15 protein-coding genes are annotated in these 21,265 nt (G+C 37.7%); 14 read left to right on the top strand and 1 reads right to left on the bottom strand.

What is annotated here, in order from left to right; all coding sequences use genetic code 11:
• The first annotated feature begins 131 nt into the window (after positions 1 to 131).
• The 8 genes from dnaE (at position 132) to JF53_RS01405 (ending at position 11,267) form a co-directional block, all read left to right on the top strand.
• Positions 132 to 3,485 (top strand): DNA polymerase III subunit alpha, encoded by a 3,354-nt coding sequence (dnaE, locus tag JF53_RS01440; protein ID WP_047981606.1) that lies wholly within the window; start codon positions 132 to 134, stop codon positions 3,483 to 3,485.
• A gap of 100 nt (positions 3,486 to 3,585) precedes the next feature.
• A complete protein-coding gene (locus JF53_RS01435; protein ID WP_169750776.1) occupies positions 3,586 to 4,812 on the top strand; it encodes an NAD(P)-dependent malic enzyme in 1,227 nt (408 codons plus the stop codon).
• Positions 4,813 to 4,867: 55 nt separating this feature from the next.
• Positions 4,868 to 5,497 (top strand): FadR/GntR family transcriptional regulator, encoded by a 630-nt coding sequence (locus tag JF53_RS01430; protein ID WP_236686891.1) that lies wholly within the window; start codon positions 4,868 to 4,870, stop codon positions 5,495 to 5,497.
• Positions 5,498 to 5,671: 174 nt separating this feature from the next.
• On the top strand, positions 5,672 to 6,532 hold the full coding sequence (gene accD, locus JF53_RS01425) for an acetyl-CoA carboxylase, carboxyltransferase subunit beta (RefSeq protein ID WP_047981608.1): 861 nt from the start codon (positions 5,672 to 5,674) through the stop codon (positions 6,530 to 6,532).
• Positions 6,529 to 7,485 (top strand): acetyl-CoA carboxylase carboxyl transferase subunit alpha, encoded by a 957-nt coding sequence (accA, locus tag JF53_RS01420; RefSeq protein ID WP_047981609.1) that lies wholly within the window; start codon positions 6,529 to 6,531, stop codon positions 7,483 to 7,485. Before accD ends, accA begins: the two co-directional genes overlap by 4 nt.
• A 414-nt stretch (positions 7,486 to 7,899) precedes the next feature.
• Positions 7,900 to 8,859: a 6-phosphofructokinase gene (pfkA, locus tag JF53_RS01415; protein WP_047981610.1), complete on the top strand. Its 960-nt coding sequence runs from the start codon at positions 7,900 to 7,902 to the stop codon at positions 8,857 to 8,859.
• A gap of 169 nt (positions 8,860 to 9,028) precedes the next feature.
• Positions 9,029 to 10,789: a pyruvate kinase gene (gene pyk / locus JF53_RS01410; protein WP_047981611.1), complete on the top strand. Its 1,761-nt coding sequence runs from the start codon at positions 9,029 to 9,031 to the stop codon at positions 10,787 to 10,789.
• Between the two features lie 88 nt (positions 10,790 to 10,877).
• Complete coding sequence (locus JF53_RS01405) at positions 10,878 to 11,267, top strand: FxsA family protein (protein ID WP_047981612.1); 390 nt, start codon at positions 10,878 to 10,880, stop codon at positions 11,265 to 11,267.
• Positions 11,268 to 11,273: 6 nt separating this feature from the next.
• On the opposite strand, the gene ytvI is transcribed toward JF53_RS01405, so the two are convergent.
• Positions 11,274 to 12,380: a sporulation integral membrane protein YtvI gene (gene ytvI / locus JF53_RS01400; protein WP_047981613.1), complete on the bottom strand. Its 1,107-nt coding sequence runs from the start codon at positions 12,378 to 12,380 to the stop codon at positions 11,274 to 11,276.
• A 330-nt stretch (positions 12,381 to 12,710) separates the two neighbouring features.
• Between ytvI and citZ the strand changes: the two genes are divergently transcribed.
• The 6 genes from citZ (at position 12,711) to polA (ending at position 21,253) form a co-directional block, all read left to right on the top strand.
• Positions 12,711 to 13,826: a citrate synthase gene (citZ, locus tag JF53_RS01395; RefSeq protein WP_047981614.1), complete on the top strand. Its 1,116-nt coding sequence runs from the start codon at positions 12,711 to 12,713 to the stop codon at positions 13,824 to 13,826.
• Between the two features lie 80 nt (positions 13,827 to 13,906).
• The gene (gene icd / locus JF53_RS01390; protein WP_047981615.1) at positions 13,907 to 15,178 is read left to right on the top strand and encodes an NADP-dependent isocitrate dehydrogenase; all 1,272 of its coding nucleotides are present in this window, start codon (positions 13,907 to 13,909) and stop codon (positions 15,176 to 15,178) included.
• A 19-nt stretch (positions 15,179 to 15,197) separates the two neighbouring features.
• Complete coding sequence (gene mdh, locus JF53_RS01385) at positions 15,198 to 16,136, top strand: malate dehydrogenase (protein ID WP_047981616.1); 939 nt, start codon at positions 15,198 to 15,200, stop codon at positions 16,134 to 16,136.
• Positions 16,137 to 16,318: 182 nt separating this feature from the next.
• Positions 16,319 to 17,011: a response regulator transcription factor gene (locus JF53_RS01380; RefSeq protein ID WP_047981617.1), complete on the top strand. Its 693-nt coding sequence runs from the start codon at positions 16,319 to 16,321 to the stop codon at positions 17,009 to 17,011.
• Positions 17,008 to 18,372 (top strand): two-component system histidine kinase PnpS, encoded by a 1,365-nt coding sequence (gene pnpS / locus JF53_RS01375; RefSeq protein WP_047981618.1) that lies wholly within the window; start codon positions 17,008 to 17,010, stop codon positions 18,370 to 18,372. The genes JF53_RS01380 and pnpS overlap by 4 nt, the downstream gene beginning before the upstream one ends.
• 241 nt (positions 18,373 to 18,613) lie before the next feature.
• Entirely contained in the window at positions 18,614 to 21,253 is a 2,640-nt protein-coding gene (gene polA / locus JF53_RS01370; protein WP_047981619.1) for a DNA polymerase I, read from the top strand.
• The last annotated feature ends 12 nt before the right edge of the window (positions 21,254 to 21,265 follow it).

Here is a 21,265-nt window from a genome sequence, read left to right as displayed (position 1 = left end):
AGTGGATGCTCCTTAGCAGATAGTCGTTTTCCTTTCATTGTATGATGAAATTGGACGAGTTATGTTTGTAGATATACAGATGGCATTAATTTTGGCTATAATAGAATAAGAGAAAGTAGAGGCGGGATAGGATGTCATTTACGCATTTACAAATTAAAACAGGCTATAGTTTTTTTAATAGCACCATTACCATAGACAAATTAGTGAATAAAGCAAGGCAATTAAAGTTTGATGCGCTTAGCATAACGGATGAGAATGTGTTATATGGGGTTATTCCGTTCTACAAGACATGTTTACAAAATGGAATAAAGCCAATTATAGGAATGACTACAACGGTATTACAGTCCGATGGTGAACCGGAAAGCCTTATTCTACTAGCAAAAAATAACACTGGTTATAAGAACCTTGTCAAGTTAAGCACTACCATCCAAATGAGTGAGGAAGATGGTATTGCCTTGGATGAACTTGCTCACTATACCGAGCATTTAGTTGGCATTTTGCCGGTTTATTCTACGAACCTCACCAAGCTAGTGCTGAATACATCACATGAAGGTCTAGACAGCTATTTAGAATCGTGGCGAGCTTTGTTTGCCTTTGAAGATTTTTATTTAGGTGTGAAGAACCATGGTACGGAACAGGACAATTTCATAATAAACGGTGTACGTGCATATCATGAATCGTATAAAACGAATGTTGTTGCTGTAAATGATGTACGTTATCTCGAGGAAGAAGATGCGGTAGCATTTGATTGTTTACAAGCGATGAAGCAAGGTAAAAATTGGAATGTACATACGCAATCTCCAACCAAAAAGCAGCATCATATTCGCTCAGAAGCGGAGATGTCTCAATCACTCTCCGATTGGCCAGAGGTTTTGTTAGCGACTAAAACAATCAACGAAAAATGTACTGTGACCATGGATTTTGGCGCAAGAATGATACCGTCATATCCATTGCCTGAACATACTACTGCTGATTTATATTTGGAGAAGATTTGTTGGGAGAATGTCGCAACAAAATATCCAGAAGTTACCGATGAGATTAAAACAAGGCTTGAGCATGAGCTATCAATCATTAAATCGATGAATTTTAGTGACTATTTCCTTATCGTTTGGGATTTTATTAAATATGCAAAAGAACATGCAATTATGGTTGGGCCTGGAAGGGGATCATCTGCAGGGTCTTTAGTTGCTTATACACTAGGAATAACGGATGTTGATCCGATTAAACATGATTTAGTATTCGAACGGTTCCTGAATCCTGAACGAATAACAATGCCTGATATCGATATTGATTTTTCAGATCAACGTAGAGATGAGGTTATTGCCTATGTACGTGAGAAGTATGGGAGAGAACATGTTGCTCAAATTATTACTTTTGGAACTTTTGCAGCTCGCTCCATTATTCGTGAGCTAGGGAAAACATTGGCAATAGATAAACAGGATATTTATTTTATTTTGAAGCAAATACCGACTCAACATTCATCTAGCTTAGCGAGTATTCTTGAAAAGTCGCAGGAACTAGCAAACTATGTTCAGCAATCCGAGAGTCTGAAGATATTGTTCCAAGTGGCTAATGTGTTAGAGGGGATTCCGAGACATACGTCAACACATGCTGCTGGAGTAGTCATCAGTGAAGAACCGTTAGTTGAACATGTTCCAGTTACCATCGGAGCGACCGAAACCCAATTAACCCAGTATTCGATGACTGATTTAGAATCCATTGGATTATTGAAGATTGACTTTTTAGGTTTGCGAAATTTAACGCTAATGGAGCGGATTTTACAATCGATTCGCTTTAAAGATGGTAAAGATTTAGCACTACATGATATACCAGAACAGGATCTAAAAACCTTTGATTTATTAAAAAAAGGGAAGACGAATGGTATTTTTCAGCTTGAGTCAGATGGAATGAAACAAGTCTTACAACGGTTGAAGCCTACTAGTTTTGCCGATATCGTAGCCGTAAATGCACTCTATCGTCCTGGTCCAATGGAATTCATCCCAACATATATTGATCGAAAGCATGGAAAAAAATCAGTAACTTATCCGCATAAAGATTTACAACCAATTTTAGAAAACACGTATGGAGTGTTGATTTACCAAGAACAAATTATGCAAATTGCTAATCGAATTGCAGGATATTCATTGGGACAAGCGGATGTATTGCGCCGAGCGGTAAGTAAGAAGAACCAAGCAATTATGGATGAACAGAAAGAAGCGTTTATTCGTGGCTGCATGAAAAACGGCTATGACCAAACAGTGGGTGAAGAAATATTTGCTTGGATCGTTAAGTTCTCCAATTACGGTTTTCCTAAGAGTCATGCGGTGGCATATAGTAAAATATCCTATCAGTTAGCTTATTTAAAGGCTCAATTTCCAATGCACTTTTATGCAGAATTACTAAGTTCTATTGGGAATCAGCACGATAAGCTACACGTGTATATCAAGGAAATAAAGGAACTAAATATTCCAATTGGACAACCTTCAATCAATAAAAGTTTTGGAAAATTTTCTGTTGAAAAAGGCTGTATTCGTATCGGACTCCAGTCTATTAAAGGGATTGGAAAGCAAGCTGTTCAAGAGATTTTACAGGCAAGAAAACAAGGTCCGTTTAAAAACCTATTTGACTTTTGTTTGCGTGTATCACCTAAGCTTGTCAATCGTGCAACCATTGAATCGTTAATACTTGTTGGTGCATTTGATGAATCATATGATAATAGAGCTAGTTTATTAGCGTCAATTGATCAAGCGATGGAGCAAGGAGAACTGTTTCGGGAGTTCTCGGATCAACCAACGCTATTTCATGATCAACTCGATTTAGCTCCTGCCTATGTAGAGATTGAAGATTTTAGTCAGATCAGGAAGCTCGCTGAGGAAAAGGAACTTTTAGGGATGTATATCTCTAGTCATCCATTAATGGAATATCGAGATGATTTACGTGCAAGTGGTTATATTGCATTAAATCAAGCTTCCTATGTCGAAGGAAAGAAACATACTAAAAGTGCAGTAATTATCCAAGCGATTAAGACGATACGCACGAAACGTGGAGAGCCTATGGCGTTTGTTACAGTAAGTGATGAGACGGGGGATATGGATGCGGTTGTATTCCCTGAGCTATATCGAAATGAAAAAAGGCTTTTTGTGGAAGAAACATTTGTGATGATCTCAGGTAAAATTGAAAGAAGAAATGGAAAACTACAGTGGTTATTGTCAGCAATTGAACCATTTGACGAAAATAAGCTTCAGCCGCAGACGAATGCGAGACTATTTATTAGGTCTACTGAGCAGACAAGTAAAGAAGCATTAGAAGTAATTCTGTCTATTGCCAGAAAAAGTCCTGGGACGACCCCAGTAATTGTTTACCACGAAGAGCAAAAGCGAACCTATCAGCTAGCAAAGGAATATTTTGTTGCGGTAAATAAGGAAAGCTTGGATGCTTTACGTCAATATTTTGGAAAATCAAATGTAGTTTACAACAACCAATAAAGCAAAACGAAACTTTACAGTATAAGTCAATTTGTTATAATGGAGTAGTTAAGTGGTCTGACCACTCAGATCACGAGCTGCAAAAAGGAGCGAAATGAAAGTGAATTTAAGAGATGAAGCGTTGCATATGCACAAAGTAAATAAAGGGAAGCTAGAGACTGTTGCAAAGGTTCCAGTACGAAACGCAAAAGATTTAAGTCTTGCATATTCACCTGGTGTTGCAGAGCCATGTAAGGAAATCCATGATCGTAAGGAGCTTGTTTATGATTATACGATGAAGGGAAATATGGTTGCAGTTGTTAGTGACGGTTCTGCTGTTTTAGGTCTTGGGAATATTGGACCAGAAGCTGCTCTTCCAGTAATGGAAGGGAAGGCAGTATTATTTAAAAGCTTTGCAGGTGTCGATTCTTTTCCAATTTGTTTAGATACACATGATGTAGAGGAAATTGTGCGTACTGTTAAGCTAATGGAGCCTACTTTTGGTGGGGTGAATTTAGAAGATATTGCAGCTCCTAATTGCTTTATTATCGAAGAACGTTTAAAGAAAGAGACGAATATTCCAATCTTCCACGATGATCAGCATGGTACTGCGATTGTAACCGTTGCGGGATTAATTAACGCACTAAAGCTAGTTGGAAAATCATTCTCTGAAATTAAAGTAGTTGCCAATGGAGCAGGTGCCGCTGGAATAGCCATTATTAAATTATTGTATAACTTTGGTGTCCGTGATATGGTGATGTGTGATTCAAGAGGTGCGATTTTTGAAGGACGTCCTTATGGGATGAACCAAGTGAAGGATACGGTTGCGAAGTTTACGAACTTGGATAAAAAAGAGGGCTCCTTAGAAGAAATGCTTGAAGAGGCAGATGTGTTTATTGGTGTTTCTGTAGGCGGTGCATTAACTGCGGAAATGGTGAAAAAAATGAATTCCGATCCGATCATATTTGCAATGGCAAATCCAGATCCGGAAATCATGCCACAAGAAGCTAAAGCGGCAGGCGCGAAGGTAATAGGGACAGGTCGTTCAGATTTTCCGAACCAAGTAAATAATGTATTAGCATTTCCTGGTATCTTCCGTGGTGCATTGGATGTGCGAGCAACTCGAATCAACGAGAAGATGAAGGTTGCAGCGGCAGAAGCGATTGCATCGTTAATTACAGATGAAGAATTAAATGAGGATTATGTTATCCCCCGACCATTTGATGCGCGAGTGGCACCACTAGTTGCTTCAAGTGTTGCCAAAGCGGCAATGGAATCTGGTGTAGCTCGTATACAGGTAGACCCTGAAGAGGTCGCGGAAAAGACGAGAATATTAGCAAAAATTTAACGGAATGTAGACGGGTACCGGGTGAGCGGGTATAGCGTATATAAAGGAGTGAAACATGGCAGTGACCATGTCACCAAAGCAAAAGGTATATCAAGGTGTTTTACAAGAAATTCGTAATTATATTGAGCTAGAGAATCTCAGACCAGGTGATAAGCTTCCATCTGAGCGTGAGCTATCTGAAAAGCTAGCGGCAGGAAGATCATCTGTACGTGAAGCATTACGGGCAATGGAATTAATAGGTTTAATTGAAACAAGACATGGTGAAGGAACTTTTTTAAGCAAATATCGACCATATCAAACTGTTGAACTATTATCCTCTTTTGTTTTAAAAGAAAACACAACAAGACTTGAATTACTTACCGTGAAAAAGCTACTAGAAAAAGAGGCTGTTAAACTTGCTTATGCACATATCGATGCAAAGAAATTGGAAAAGCTAGAACAAAATTTAACGATTCCATCCGTATCGATGAAGGACCAGCATTTCGCTTTTTTCAGTACGATATTTGAGTGTACTGAAAATCTCTTATTTGCACGCATATGGGGGTTGATTAATGATTATGCACATAAAGTGGGTGGTCATTATTCAAGAGAATTTTATCAAAAGTTGATTTTAGCTTATAAAAACCAACATTACGCATCAATTGAACAGTTGTTTAGCGAAGAAAAAATGATTGAAACATTGTAATTATCTATTCTTTTAATAAACTAATATTTTTATATTTCTTCGACTATTAATGACAGCTTTTTTGGTTAGACTTGCTGTATAGTAATGGAATCAAGTCTACATTGTGAAGATGACGTAATCTTGAATCCTTCTTGTTTTCTGTTGGGATTGGATTTAAGAAAAGGGGGACTTATTTTGATTAAAGATCTTTTTAATAAGAAGAAGAAATATGCTTCTATACCTAGTGAGCAATCGAAAGTAGATATTCCTGAAGGATTAATGAAAAAATGTGATAAATGCTATAAAATCTTTTATCGTAAAGAAATGAACAATAACTTGAATGTTTGTCCCAATTGTGGCCATCACCATCAGCTAACAGCTTGGGAGAGAATTAATAGCTTATTTGATGAAGATACGTTCACAGAATGGGATCAGAATATGATATCCTCAAATCCACTTCAATTTCCTGGATATGAGGAAAAGCTAGAAAAAGACCGTGTGAAAACAGGCTTAAATGAGGGAATAATTACTGGTAAAGGAACAATTGCTGGACAACCTACCGCGTTCGCTGTCATGGATGCTAGCTTCCGAATGGGAAGTATGGGTTCGGTTGTTGGAGAAAAGATTGCGAGAGCTATTGAAAATGCCAGAATAGAATCGTTACCATTTATCATTTTCACCGCTTCTGGTGGAGCACGTATGCAAGAAGGGGTTATTAGTCTAATGCAAATGTCCAAAACCTCTGTTGCAATCAACCGTTTTTCCAAGGCAGGCGGATTAATGATTTCCGTGATGACTCACCCTACAACAGGTGGTGTATCGGCTAGCTTTGCTTCTCTCGGTGATTATAATTTTGCCGAGCCTGGGGCATTAATTGGCTTTGCGGGTAGACGAATCATTGAGCAAACCATTCGGGAAAAACTTCCTGAAGACTTCCAAACTGCGGAGTTCTTATTAAAGCATGGACAGTTAGATCAAGTTGTACACCGACATGACTTACCATATGTTCTCGGAACACTACTGAAGATGCATCAGAAGGGTGGAAGTCCGGAATGAAGCAAGTACTAGATTTTGAGAAACCAATTGTAAATCTAAAGGAAAAGATAGCAGAGTTAAAGAAAATAACGAATGAAAGTGAACTAGACTTAACCGATGAAATTGCAACGTTAGAAATGCGTCTATCAGTGCTTGAAGATGATATTTATGGAAATCTTAAACCATGGCAACGCGTTCAAATGGCAAGACATCAGGATCGACCTACCTCATTGGATTATATTGCAGCGTTGTTTACGGATTTTCTGGAGTTTCATGGTGACCGCTATTATGGTGATGATGAAGCAATCGTTTCGGGTATCGCATATTATAAAGAAAGCCCTGTGACGGTAATTGGGCATCAGCGCGGGAAGGATACAAAAGAAAACATCCGGAGAAATTTCGGCATGCCACATCCAGAAGGGTATCGTAAAGCACTTCGTCATATGAAACAGGCGGAGAAATTTAATCGACCAATTATATGCTTTATTGATACGAAGGGTGCTTATCCTGGTAAGGCAGCAGAAGAACGTGGACAAAGTGAGGCAATCGCCCGAAATTTAATGGAGATGGCAGGGCTTACGGTTCCAATTATTTGTATTGTAATTGGAGAAGGTGGAAGTGGTGGGGCACTTGCACTAGGCGTAGGGGACCGAATTCACATGCTAGAGAATTCGACTTACTCAGTAATTTCTCCTGAGGGCGCCGCCTCTATCCTTTGGAAGGATTCCAACCTTGCCCAGCAGGCTGCAGAATCGATGAAAATCACGTCTTATGATCTGCGTACGCTTGGCATTATCGATGAAATTATTCCAGAACCAAAAGGTGGTGCTCATCGTGATCTCGCGCTACAAGCTGAGAATATCGATAACGTACTATCAAAATCATTAGAAGAACTAAACCAATTGTCTACTGATGATTTACTGGAGCAGCGATGGGAAAAGTACAAGAAAATCGGCGATTATAAAGAACTCTAACATTCATGGAGGCCGGGTCAAAAGTACAATGAGTAGGTATAAAGAAGAATCATGCACTAACTTAGTATGTTCCCGGAGCGGGTATAAGTGCACGATTGTTCGGATTTTATCTACCGTTAACACTTTAGATTCTGTCTCTATGATTTTTTTGAGACAGGCTAATAACAGTATAACTTATTTGAAATGTGTTTTACTTTTAGGCGGAAAGATAAATAATAAGTAAAACACATTAAAAATAAGTTGCTTTTTTTATACTTTTTGATTGATATTTTAGGTCTGAAGCCTTATCTTGTAATAGGAGGTAGACAGTTTTTTAAAACTTATATCTCTGATTTGGAATTTTGATATGGTAGTAATTTAAATTAATCAAGTACATACTAACAGTGAAAACGTAAAGTAGAGGTGAATAGTTAAATGAAAAGACTAGGAGTTTTAACCAGTGGTGGCGATGCACCAGGTATGAATGCTGCTATTCGTGCCGTTGTTCGTAAGTGTATTTATCATGATGTTGAAATATATGGAATTAAAAATGGATACCAAGGTTTAATTGAAGGAAATATTGAAAAGATGGATGTTGGATCTGTAGGTGATATCATTCAGCGTGGTGGAACGATGCTCTACTCTGCTCGATGTGAAGAATTTAAGACAGAAGCAGGGCAACTTAAGGGTATCGAACAACTGAAGAAGTTTGGAATTGAAGGATTAATTGTTATCGGTGGAGATGGAAGCTTTCAAGGCGCCCAAAAACTAACCGAAAAAGGTTATCCTTGTATTGGTGTGCCTGGAACTATTGATAACGATATCCCGGGGACAGACTTTACGATTGGTTTTGATACGGCACTTAATACTATCATTGAAGCGATTGATAAAATTAGAGATACTGCTACTTCTCATGAACGTACATACATAATCGAAGTAATGGGAAGAAATGCAGGTGATCTTGCTTTATGGGCTGGTTTAGCTGACGGAGCAGAAAGTATTTTAATACCAGAAAAACAGGATGATTTTAATGAAGTAATTACACGTTTGAAGCGAGGTCATGAACGTGGGAAGAAACATAGTATCATCATTTTAGCTGAAGGTGTTGGAAGTGGATTTGAGTATGGTGATAGAATCCATGAAGCAACTAATTTAGAAACTCGTGTGACGGTACTAGGCCATATTCAACGTGGTGGATCCCCGACAGCGAATGATCGCGTTCTAGCAAGTCGATTAGGAGCAAAAGCGGTTGACTTACTACTAGAAGGAAAAGCAGGAAGAATGGTTGGTATTCAGAAAAATAAGCTAGTGGATCACGATATAATCGAAATGCTTGCACTTAGTCATTCCATTGACGAGGATATGTATCAGCTATCAAAGGAATTATCAATTTAATATAATTGCTATTCTTGTACATGAGCAAGTATTGCTTCACTTTAAGGCATCAAGGGTGACCAAATCGAACCGTAGTGTTACACTACTATAGGTCGATTGGTTCGTATACTAACATCGAGTGAGAAACCATTCTGGGAATGTTGTTTCACGTAATAGGAGGATATTGGAAATGAGAAGATCAAAAATTGTTTGTACGATAGGACCAGCTTCAGAAGCTGTAGAGACATTAGAAAAATTAATAGAAGCTGGAATGAATGTAGCACGTCTGAATTTTTCCCATGGTGATTTCGAGGAGCATGGTGCTCGTATTAAGAATATTAGACAAGCAGCTGAAAAGACAGGTAAAACAGTTGCGATTTTATTAGATACAAAAGGTCCAGAGATTAGAACGAATAATTTCAAAGATGGACAAGCGGAACTTGTCCAAGGTAATACCGTTTATATTGCTATGAATGAAGTAGAAGGAACTGCAGAACGTTTTTCAATTTCCTATCCTGGATTAATAGAGGATGTTCATGTTGGATCTCGTATCTTATTAGATGATGGACTTATTGAGCTAGAAGTTACAGAGATAGACCACGCTAATAAAGAATTAAAAACGGTAGCACTTAACTCAGGTTTAATTAAAAACAAAAAAGGTGTGAACGTACCAAACGTTTCTGTGAAATTACCAGGTATTACAGATAAAGATGCAAAGGATATTGAGTTTGGTATTTCACAAGGTATCGATTTTATCGCTGCATCTTTTGTTCGTCGTGCATCAGACATTTTAGAAATAAGAGAGTTACTAGAAAAACATGATGCTACACATATTCAAATCATTCCTAAGATTGAAAACCAAGAAGGTGTAGACAACATCGATAGCATCTTAGAAGTGAGTGACGGATTAATGGTTGCTCGTGGTGATTTAGGTGTAGAAATCCCAGCGGAAGATGTGCCATTAGTACAAAAAGCATTGATTCGCAAGTGTAATACAGCTGGTAAACCAGTTATTACCGCAACACAAATGTTAGATTCTATGCAACGTAACCCACGCCCAACAAGAGCAGAAGCATCTGACGTTGCTAACGCAATTTTTGATGGTACTGATGCGATTATGCTTTCTGGTGAAACAGCTGCCGGGAACTATCCAGTAGAGTCTGTAAAAACAATGAATAACATTGCACTAAAAGCAGAAACTGCACTAGATCATCAAGCAATTTTGAAAGATCGCTCAGAAGCAGTTGATATGACAATTACCGATGCAATCAGTCAATCGGTTACACATACAGCAATGAATCTTTCCGTAAGTGCTATTATTACACCAACTGAAAGTGGTCATACGGCACGAATGATTTCTAAATATCGTCCAAAAGCACCAATCGTTGCGGTAACTTATAATGAAGTGGTTAATCGTCAGCTATCACTAGTATGGGGAGTTCATGCCGTTACTGGTGGTAAAGCGAATTCTACCGATGAAATGCTTGATGTTGCAATTGAGCGTGGCTTGAATTCGGGCTTATTGAAGCGTGGTGACCGTGTCATCATTACTGCAGGTGTTCCAGTCGGAGAATCTGGTACGACAAACCTTATGAAGGTTCATATTATCGGTGATGTAATTGCAAAGGGCCAAGGAATCGGAAAAAAAAACGCCTATGGTAAAGCAGTACTTGTAAAGAATGCTGAGGATGCATTACAAAAAGTCAATGAAGGTGACATTATCGTAACCTATGGTACGGATCGTGATATGATGCCTGCCATTGAAAAAGCTGCCGGAATCATTACACAAGAAGGCGGATTAACGTCACATGCTGCTGTTGTTGGTTTAAGCCTAGGAATTCCAGTAATCGTTGGTGTAGAGCGTGCGCTTGAATTGATACAAGATGGTGGAGATATTACGATAGATGGAACAAAGGGTGACATTTATAAAGGTCATGCAGGCGTTCTATAAGTAAAAATCATACAACATAGAACTAGTACAAAAGGAGGGAAATTTTTCCCTTCTTTTTTCCTATATTAAGAAAGGGAGAGGTAAATTTATGAGATGGTTGCTCTTAGCATTTTTAATTATTCCAGCTGCTGAGATCGCTGTATTTATTTGGGCGGGCGGCATTATAGGACCGTGGTGGGTTGTATTTCTAATTTTATTGACAGGATTAATAGGTGTTACCCTTGCTAAAAAGGAAGGTGTTCAAACATGGAACCGTGCCCAACAAGCAATGCAATATGGACAGGTTCCAACAAGAGAAATTTTAGATGGAATATGCATATTTATTGGAGGTGTATTTTTGTTTTCGCCAGGATTTATTACCGATATAACGGGATTTCTCTTGGTATTACCATGGACTAGGGACATCATGAAGCTTTTCTTACAAAAGATCATGAAAAAGATGATTGATTCGAATGTCGTGACGTTTCGAAGATGGTAAGTAGTGCTATCCTTTAATAAACTGAAGGATTTTTAGTAAAATTCCTGATCGAAATAGGACGTAACAGCTGATTAATATAAAGGGTGCGAATATTACACCGATAATACCCCATAGCTGCAACGAAATAAATAAAATCATTAAACTGACTAACGGGTTAATCCCGATATTAGCGGAGATGATTTTTGGTTCGATTAGTTGCCGTACAATAATAACGGTCATGTATAAACAAGTAATTCCGATCGTTAAGGAATAATTGGCAGTGATAAAGGCATAAACAATCCATGGAACAAAGATAATACCAGTACCGATAAAGGGCAATAAATCTACAATTGCCGAGATTAGCGCAATAGTTAACGCGTGATTGATGCCAAGTATTAGTAGCCCTACTAAAATAATAAAGGCAGTTATGAAGATTAAAATAAGCTGTGCTTTTACATAGCCGGAAAATCCTTGTTTAATGCCTTTGCGAAAATCATCAAAATAAAATAATACTGTTTCAGGAACAAAACGTTTTAATCGCTTCGTTATATAATCCCAATCATTCGTCATCATAAACGTTGCTAGCAGAATAAAAATCATAGTAGTTAGCGCTCCTGGAAAGAAACCAACAATGGAAGGGATACGAAATACTAACGATTGTATGAAATTACGCACTGATGAGGAAATAGTTTCTAAAAATTGTTTGAAATTTTCCAGTATCGTTGCCTGATGGGACGTGTCCAATGCTTGAAAATAAGAGGTTAGCGTCTCATATAATGGTAAGATATGTTCAACAAGAATTAACTCTGCTACTTTTACAAATGAATCGAAATAAACTGGTATTCGTTCTGCTAGATAATTACTACCTTGTACAATTTCAGTAATCAATAAAATTATTAGTCCAATAACAAGCAGAAAGATCGTTAAAATAACAATAATAGTAGCAAACCCTCTAGGAATTTTCCATCGATTCTGGAGATAGCTGACAGAGGGGTTCAACCATGCAGCCAATAGAAATGACAAGAGAAATGGATAAATATAAAGAAAGGAAAATTGGATGATGTAATATGCCACGATGATTAATGCTACAACCATAACACCTCTAAGTATTCGTTCAAATAATAGCTTGTACAACGGAACAACCCCATTTATTATAAAATCTGAGCCCCCTATATAACGTTATGCAATCCAGTAGAAGATTAGAACCTCAGGACTGCTTCTAGCTACCTTTAAGTCTTTAACTTCAGTAGTGCCATTATTGAAAAATATTGCGTTTAAAGAATTCCGACTATAAAAATTTATGGAAATTTAAACGGTTTCATTTCACATTACTAGAAGAATACATTATAATTGAGGTTGGGGATGGCAATAACCTATCATTTTTCTAAGGTATTGTCGTAAATATAAATAACATTATAATAATCCTAATGTTAGAACTTTATAGAAAAAGGAGAGGGTTTGACTATGACAGCAACGAAAGGTCTTGAAGGGGTAGTTGCAACACAATCGTCCGTTAGTTCCATCATTGATGACCAGCTAACCTATGTGGGCTATCGTATTGATGATTTAGCTGAGAATTCCAGTTTTGAGGAAGTAGTATATTTACTATGGAATCTTAAATTACCGACTAAAAGTGAATTAGAGTCCTTTAAGAAGGAATTAGCAAATAATATGGATGTTCCAGATGCAGTTATGGACCAAATGCGTTCTTATGATTTAAGCAACGTGCATCCTATGGCGGCTCTTAGAACTTCTATTTCTCTATTAGGGCTATATGATGAAGAAGCGGACGTTATGGAAGAGGAAGCAAATCGACGTAAAGCTGTTCGTCTTCAAGCAAAAATCTCCACGATTGTGGCGGCATTTTCAAGAATTAGACAAGGGAAAGACCCAATAAAACCAAAAAAAGACGTTAGCTACGCTGAAAACTTTTTATATATGTTAAATGGTAAAACACCAAGTGCCATTGAAGTGGAAGCGATTAATAAAGCATTAGTGTTACATGCAGACCATGAACTGAATGCGTCTACCTTCACTGCTAGAGTTTGTGTTGCTACACTTTCTGATATGTATTCAGGCATCACAGCAGCAATTGGTGCCTTAAAAGGTCCACTTCATGGTGGAGCAAATGAGCGCGTGATGAAGATGCTAACAGAAATTGGCACAGAGGAAAATGCATTACCTTATATAAAAGAAAAACTAGCAAATAAGGAAAAAATCATGGGTATGGGCCATCGTGTTTATCGTAATGGTGATCCAAGAGCTAAGCACCTTCAAAAAATGTCCAAGGAATTAACTACACTCACTGGACAAGAAAAATGGTACAATATGTCTGTACAAATTGAAGAATATATTAAGCAAGAAAAAGGATTACCAGCGAATGTTGATTTCTATTCTGCATCTGTATATGATAGTTTAGGAATAGATCATGATTTATTCACACCGATTTTTGCTATGAGTCGTGTTTCTGGTTGGATTGCTCATATACTAGAACAATATTCTAATAATAGATTAATTCGTCCACGTGCAGAATACGTTGGACCAAGCACACAAGAATACGTACCAATCGAAAATCGCTAGAAATCAATGATGTTAGTTTTAATAGCCGGATAACCGGCTATTATTATGATAAGCTACTAGAATCTAGGAGGAATAATACAATGGCAAAAGGCGAAAAAATTGTAGTAGAAAATGGTAAATTAAATGTTCCAAATCAACCAGTGATTCCATTTATTGAAGGAGACGGTACTGGTCCTGATATCTGGGCAGCAGCTAGTCGAGTTTTAGAAGCTGCAGTTGAGAAAGCCTATAATGGTACGAAGAAAATTGAATGGTTAGAAGTATACGCTGGTCAAAAAGCTTTTGATAAGACTGGTGAATGGTTACCACAAGATACATTAGACAAAATTGATGAATACAAAATTGCAATTAAAGGTCCGCTAACAACGCCAATTGGTGGCGGTATTCGTTCTTTAAACGTTGCATTGCGTCAAGAACTAGACTTATTTACTTGCCTGCGACCTGTCCGCTATTTTGAAGGAGTTCCTTCTCCTGTTAAGCGACCTGAAGATGTTGACATGGTTATTTTCCGTGAAAATACAGAAGATATCTATGCAGGTATTGAATGGCAAAAGGGTTCAGATGAAGTGAAAAAGGTCATTGATTTCTTAAAGAATGAAATGGGTGTACATAAAATCCGTTTCCCTGAAACTTCTGGAATTGGTATTAAACCAGTATCTGAGGAAGGTACAAAGCGTTTAGTTCGTTCTGCGATTGAGTATGCTATTACAGAAGGCAGAAGCAGTGTTACGCTAGTTCACAAAGGAAACATTATGAAATTCACAGAAGGTGCATTTAAAGCGTGGGGATATGAAGTTGCTGAACAAGAGTTCGGTGATCAAGTATTTACATGGGCTGAATATGACCGCATTGTAGAAAAAGAGGGCAAGGATGCTGCGAATAAAGCACAAGATACTGCTCTAGCTGCTGGTAAAATCCTCATTAAGGACTCTATTGCAGATATCTTCTTACAGCAAATATTAACTCGTCCAAATGAGTTTGATGTTGTTGCAACGATGAACTTAAACGGAGACTATATCTCCGATGCGCTTGCAGCACAAGTAGGTGGTATTGGTATTGCACCAGGAGCTAACATTAATTATAATACTGGCCATGCTATTTTTGAGGCAACTCATGGTACAGCACCGAAATATGCTGGATTAGATAAAGTTAACCCTTCATCAGTTATTCTTTCTGGTGTCTTGATGCTTGAACATCTTGGTTGGAGAGAAGCAGCGGATTTAATCACGAAGTCAATGGATAAAACAATTGCTTCAAAAGTGGTAACGTATGATTTTGCGCGACTAATGGATGGTGCTACAGAAGTGAAATGTTCTGAGTTTGGTGATGAACTAATTAAGAACATGGACTAATGTTAAGGGGGACTTTAAAATGGGCAACAAACGTAAAAAAATCTCCGTTATCGGATCGGGCTTCACCGGGGCAACAACTGCTTTCATGCTTGGACAAAAAGAGCTTGGAGATGTTGTGTTAGTGGATATTCCTAACATGGAAAATCCAACGAAAGGAAAAGCATTGGATATGCTAGAGGCTAGTCCAGTTCAAGGATTTGATGCAACCATTATCGGAACATCAAGCTATGCAGATACAAAAGATTCTGATTTAGTTATTATCACAGCAGGTATAGCAAGAAAACCGGGAATGAGCCGAGATGATTTAGTAATTACAAACGCTAAAATAATGAAGTCCGTCACACAAGAAGTAGTCAGCTATTCTCCTGACACGACCATTATTGTCTTGACGAATCCAGTTGATGCGATGACCTACACGGTATATAAGGAATCAGGATTTCCAAAAGAACGGGTAATTGGTCAATCTGGCGTATTGGATACTGCGCGATTCTGTACCTTTGTTGCACAAGAATTAAATGTTTCCGTTAAAGATGTCTCAGGATTCGTATTAGGTGGCCATGGTGATGATATGGTGCCACTTATTCGCTATTCATATGCTGGCGGTATTCCGTTAGAAAAATTAATATCGAAGGATCGTTTAGATGCAATTGTAGCACGTACTCGTACTGGTGGTGGTGAAATTGTCAACCTACTAGGGAATGGCAGTGCGTACTATGCTCCAGCCGCATCGTTAACCGTAATGGCAGAAGCAATTCTAAAAGATCAGCGCCGCATTCTTCCTTCCATTGCCTATTTAGAAGGTGAATATGGTTATAATGATATTTATCTAGGAGTACCTACTGTCTTAGGTGGAAACGGCATTGAAGAAATTATTGAACTCGAATTAACAACGGAGGAAAAGGCAGCGCTTGATAAGTCTGCTGAATCTGTTAAAAGTGTTCTTAACGTATTAGAATAATAAATCCAAAGCTTCATTCTGCTAGCTGCAGGGTGAGGCTTTTTATATAGTTAAATTCACACAGTTTTTATAAAGTTTTCTTTACAAATGGTATCTTATATTTTCTTTATACAAGTTTCGTTGTAAGATAAGTATATAACTAGACTATGCTGCCAGTTTATTAGAAATGGGGAATTGATTGCATGAATGAAAAAATTCTAATTGTAGATGATGAGATGTCAATTGTAACATTGCTAAAATTTAATTTAGAAAAAGCGGGATTCACAACAGATGTTGCGTATGACGGATTAGAAGCAATTCGAAAAGCAGATAAACACAGCTATGATTTTATCATCCTGGATCTTATGCTTCCAGAAATGGACGGAATTGAAGTCTGTAAGCATTTAAGAAGAAATCAAATTGATACCCCGGTTTTAATGTTAACAGCAAGAGATGAAGAATTTGATAAAGTTCTTGGTTTAGAAATAGGGGCAGATGATTATTTAACAAAACCGTTTAGCCCGAAAGAAGTAATCGCACGCATAAAGGCGATTTTAAGAAGGACTAATATCACAGTAGACAATCAAATAAAGACGATTAAAATTGGTGACTTGACCATCTTCCCGGAGCGATATGAAGCAGAGAAGAATGATGAATTATTAACGTTTACTAGAAAAGAATTTGAGCTGTTATATTATCTAGCAAATCATAAAGACAAGGTACTATCGAGAGATCAATTATTAAGTGCAGTATGGGATTACGACTTTGTTGGCGACACTAGGATTGTAGATGTTCATGTAAGTCACCTACGTGAGAAAATAGAGCCAAATACAAAGAAACCAATTTATATTAAAACGATTCGTGGTCTTGGCTATAAAATGGAGGACCCAACGTGAAGTTTTTTTTATCCAAACCGTTGCTATTATATGCAATCGTAATCTTATGTATTGAAATAGCTACTGGTATTATTTTCAGCCAATTTATGAGCAATTATATAATTCTAGTACTTGTGCTATTAACGGAATACATTATTTTAATGATGATTGTACATTATGTGTTTGATAAATATGTCAAACCTATTCAAAAAGCAACGAATACACTAGATGAATTAGTAAAAGGAAATTTTCGTGCTCGAATGTACCATCCTGCAACAGGAAGTATGGCGGCTTTATTAATGAAAATTAATTCACTTGCTCGTAGCTTAAGTGAACTTTCGATACATGAGAAGATGCAAGCAGAGCAGTTATCAACCGTTATAGAAAATATCCAAAGTGGATTAGTATTAATTGATGAAAAAGGGTATATCCATCTTGTGAATAAAAAATTTCTGTCCATTTTTGGGAAAGCGGAGAGAGATTATGTTGGCTATTTATATTACGATGTCCTAGAAAACGAAAAAATTCATAAAACGATACAACAAACCTTTTTATATGAAGAGAATGTAAAGCATTCTGTTAGTGTTGCAAATGAGACAAAACAGTATTTTGAAGTAATCGGCGCACCAATATTCGACGAGCGAAATCTATTAAAAGGTGCGGTATTAGTGCTTTATGATATTACCGAGTTAAAAAAACTAGAGGCAATGCGAAAGGACTTTGTAGCCAATGTTTCACATGAGTTAAAAACACCAATTACATCGATACGTGGATTTTCGGAAACTTTATTAGATGATGACCTCCAAGATATTGATACCGCAAGACAGTTTCTAGGAATTATTAATGAAGAGAGCAAACGACTTCAAGTCTTAATTGAGGACTTATTAACGTTATCGAAGCTCGAAAAAGAAGATTCTAGTCTTTCGTTAGTTCCGGTAAAAGTCTCGCTATTGCTGGAGGAAGTGTTACCGATTGTAAGACATCAAGCAGAGCAATCAGGCGTTGAGCTACAAGTGGAAGCAGAGAATGATCTTACTATTACTGCAGATCAAAATGGTGTTAAACAGGTTATAATAAATTTATTAGCAAATGCTATAAATTACACACCTGAGCATGGTCGAGTAACATTGCGTGTTGTAGAGGAAAAGGATAAGATTCACCTAACCGTGCAGGACACAGGAATCGGTATACCAAAAGAAGCACAGACTAGGATTTTCGAGCGGTTTTATCGGGTTGATAAGGCAAGGAGCCGTAATACTGGTGGAACCGGACTTGGTCTAGCCATTGTCAAGCACATTGTTGAACTTCATAAAGGAAATATTACCGTTGAAAGCGAGTTAGGCAAAGGAACAAGCTTTCATGTGTTTTTTCCCAAATTGTAAGAGGTTGGCACATAAGTAAAATGAGTAGATAAAATGACGAACATTGCACTTTTTTTAGTGAGGTATACTCTCAGAGCGGGTACTGTGCAGCGAATGTTTGGATTTTATCTCCATCAACACTTATGCTCCAGCCTTTTTCCTATTTAGATAAAAAGTGATACTGAATCGATTAATTTTTTACGGAAGGTTCCTTAAATGGTAAAATAGATAAAACGAGTAGGGTGTAAGGAGGAAGTACCAAATGGCTAATAAATTAGTACTAATCGATGGAAATAGTATTACGTACCGCGCCTTTTTTGCGTTGCCGTTATTAAATAACGATAAAGGTGTATATACGAATGCTGTCTACGGTTTTACAACAATGCTACTTAGAATACTGGAAGAACAAAAGCCAACACATTTACTAGTGGCTTTTGATGCTGGAAAAACAACCTTTAGACATAGTACGTATAAAGAATATAAAGGTGGGCGTCAAAAAACACCACCAGAGCTTTCGGAACAATTTCCGCTTGTGAAGGAATTGTTAGATGCATTTCATATTCGTCATTATCAGCTAGACCAATATGAAGCAGATGATATCATCGGTACATTGGCACAGCAAGGAAAGAAAGAAGATTGGGAAGTAGCGGTTATTTCAGGTGATAAGGATATGCTCCAGTTGGTTTCCGATAAGGTCACTGTTAATGTAACGAAAAAAGGAATTAGTGAGGTAGAGGCTTATACACCAGCTTATTTACTGGATAAGATGGAAATTAGCCCAGAACAAATTATCGATTTGAAGGCTTTAATGGGTGATAGCTCAGATAACATTCCAGGTGTTCCGGGTGTAGGGGAAAAAACTGCGACAAAACTATTAAAACAATATGAGACCCTAGAAAATCTCTATGAACATTTAGATGAAGTTAGTGGCAAGAAACTGTTAGAGAATTTAACGAATCATAAGAACGATGCCTTTATGAGTAAAGAGCTCGCTACGATAAATTGCGATTCTCCAATTGAGATAACGTTAAATGACCTAACCTACACTGGCTATGCCAATCAAAATGTGGCGGCCTTATTTAAAGAGCTAGGCTTTCAGTCCTTGTTAACTAGAATTGGATCTGACGATGTAGAGTCGGAAGTGTCCTCACAAGCACTAGAAGATATATCCTACACGATAGTTGATCACGTGACAGCGGATATGTTTAGTGGGCAAGAGGCATTAAATATAGAGATGATTTCCGATAGTTATCATACAGCTCCAATTGAGGGGATTGGAATTGTAAACCAAGAAAATGCCTATTTTATACCGACAGAAGTTGCAGCTAACTCCGAAGCGTTCCGGGCGTGGGCAGAGGATGAAAAACAGGAAAAAGTAGTTTTCGATGCCAAAAAGTCATTAGTGTCCTTACTGAATAAGGGTATCCATGTAAAGGGTATGAAATTTGACGTTCTACTTGCATCCTACCTACTAGACCCTTCGGAGAATAATCATGATATTCCCGCCATTGGTCATCGGATGGGATTACAATCCGTATTGTATGATGAAGAGGTGTACGGAAAAGGAGCTAAGCTAAAAGTTCCAGAACAAGCTATTCTAGCTGACCATGTTGTACGAAAGGCAAAAGTTTTACTTGATCTGCAAGGGAAAATGGCCGAACTACTTCGTGAGAATCAGTTATATGAATTATTAAAGGAATTGGAAATGCCACTAGCCTTAATCTTAGGGGAAATGGAACATACTGGTGTACGTGTAGATAAAAGTAGATTAGAGGATATGGGAACGGATTTAAAGCGACGCTTAGATGAAATTGAAACCGAAATCTATGAGGTTGCAGGGGAAACATTTAATTTAAATTCACCTAAGCAGTTAGGTCCAATCTTATTTGAAAAGCTTGGGCTACCTGTTATTAAAAAGACCAAAACAGGTTATTCCACTGCTGCAGATGTATTAGAACAACTTGCGAATGAACATGAAATTATTCCTAAAATCCTCCTATATCGTCAATTAGGAAAGCTCCAATCAACATATATTGAAGGGTTATTAAAAGTTGTGGATCAACAAACGAGTAAGATTCATACACGATACAACCAAGCACTAACCCAAACAGGAAGATTAAGTTCGATTGATCCAAACCTACAAAATATCCCAATCCGTTTGGAAGAAGGACGTAAAATAAGACAAGCATTTGTTCCTGCTGAAAAAGATTGGATTATGTTTGCAGCGGATTATTCGCAAATTGAACTACGTGTCTTAGCACATATTGCGAATGATGAGAAGTTAATTGCTGCTTTTAATAACGGACTTGATATTCATACCCAAACAGCGATGGATGTTTTCCATGTAGAGGCAGAGGAAGTTACATCGAATATGCGTAGGCAAGCTAAAGCAGTAAACTTTGGTATTGTCTATGGTATTAGTGATTATGGGCTTTCACAAAATCTAGGTATCACGCGGAAGGAAGCAAAGAAATTCATTGACCGTTATTTGGATAGCTACCCAGGGGTAAAAGCTTATATGGACGATATCGTTCAGGAAGCGAAGCAGCTTGGCTATGTTACGACATTGATGAATCGAAGACGCTATTTACCAGATATTACGAGTAGAAACTTTAACCTAAGAAGCTTTGCAGAAAGAACAGCAATGAATACACCGATTCAAGGTACCGCTGCAGATATCATCAAGAAAGCAATGATTGATTTATATGAGAAGTTGAAAGAAGAAAAGCTTTCAGCACGTATGCTACTTCAAGTACACGATGAATTGATTATCGAAGCACCGAAAGAAGAGTTGGATAAATTAATTGAAATTGTACCAGCAATGATGGAAAACACAGTAGAATTGAGTGTACCGCTAAAGGCGGAGTATGCCTATGGCGATAGCTGGTATGATGCCAAATAAGGAGTCAAAAGA

Origin of the sequence: Ornithinibacillus contaminans (genome assembly GCF_001038425.2) — a bacterium.
Lineage (GTDB): Bacteria > Bacillota > Bacilli > Bacillales > Amphibacillaceae > Ornithinibacillus > Ornithinibacillus contaminans.
The sequence above is the reverse complement of the archived record's forward strand: the minus strand, read 5'-3'. Positions and strand labels throughout refer to the sequence as shown.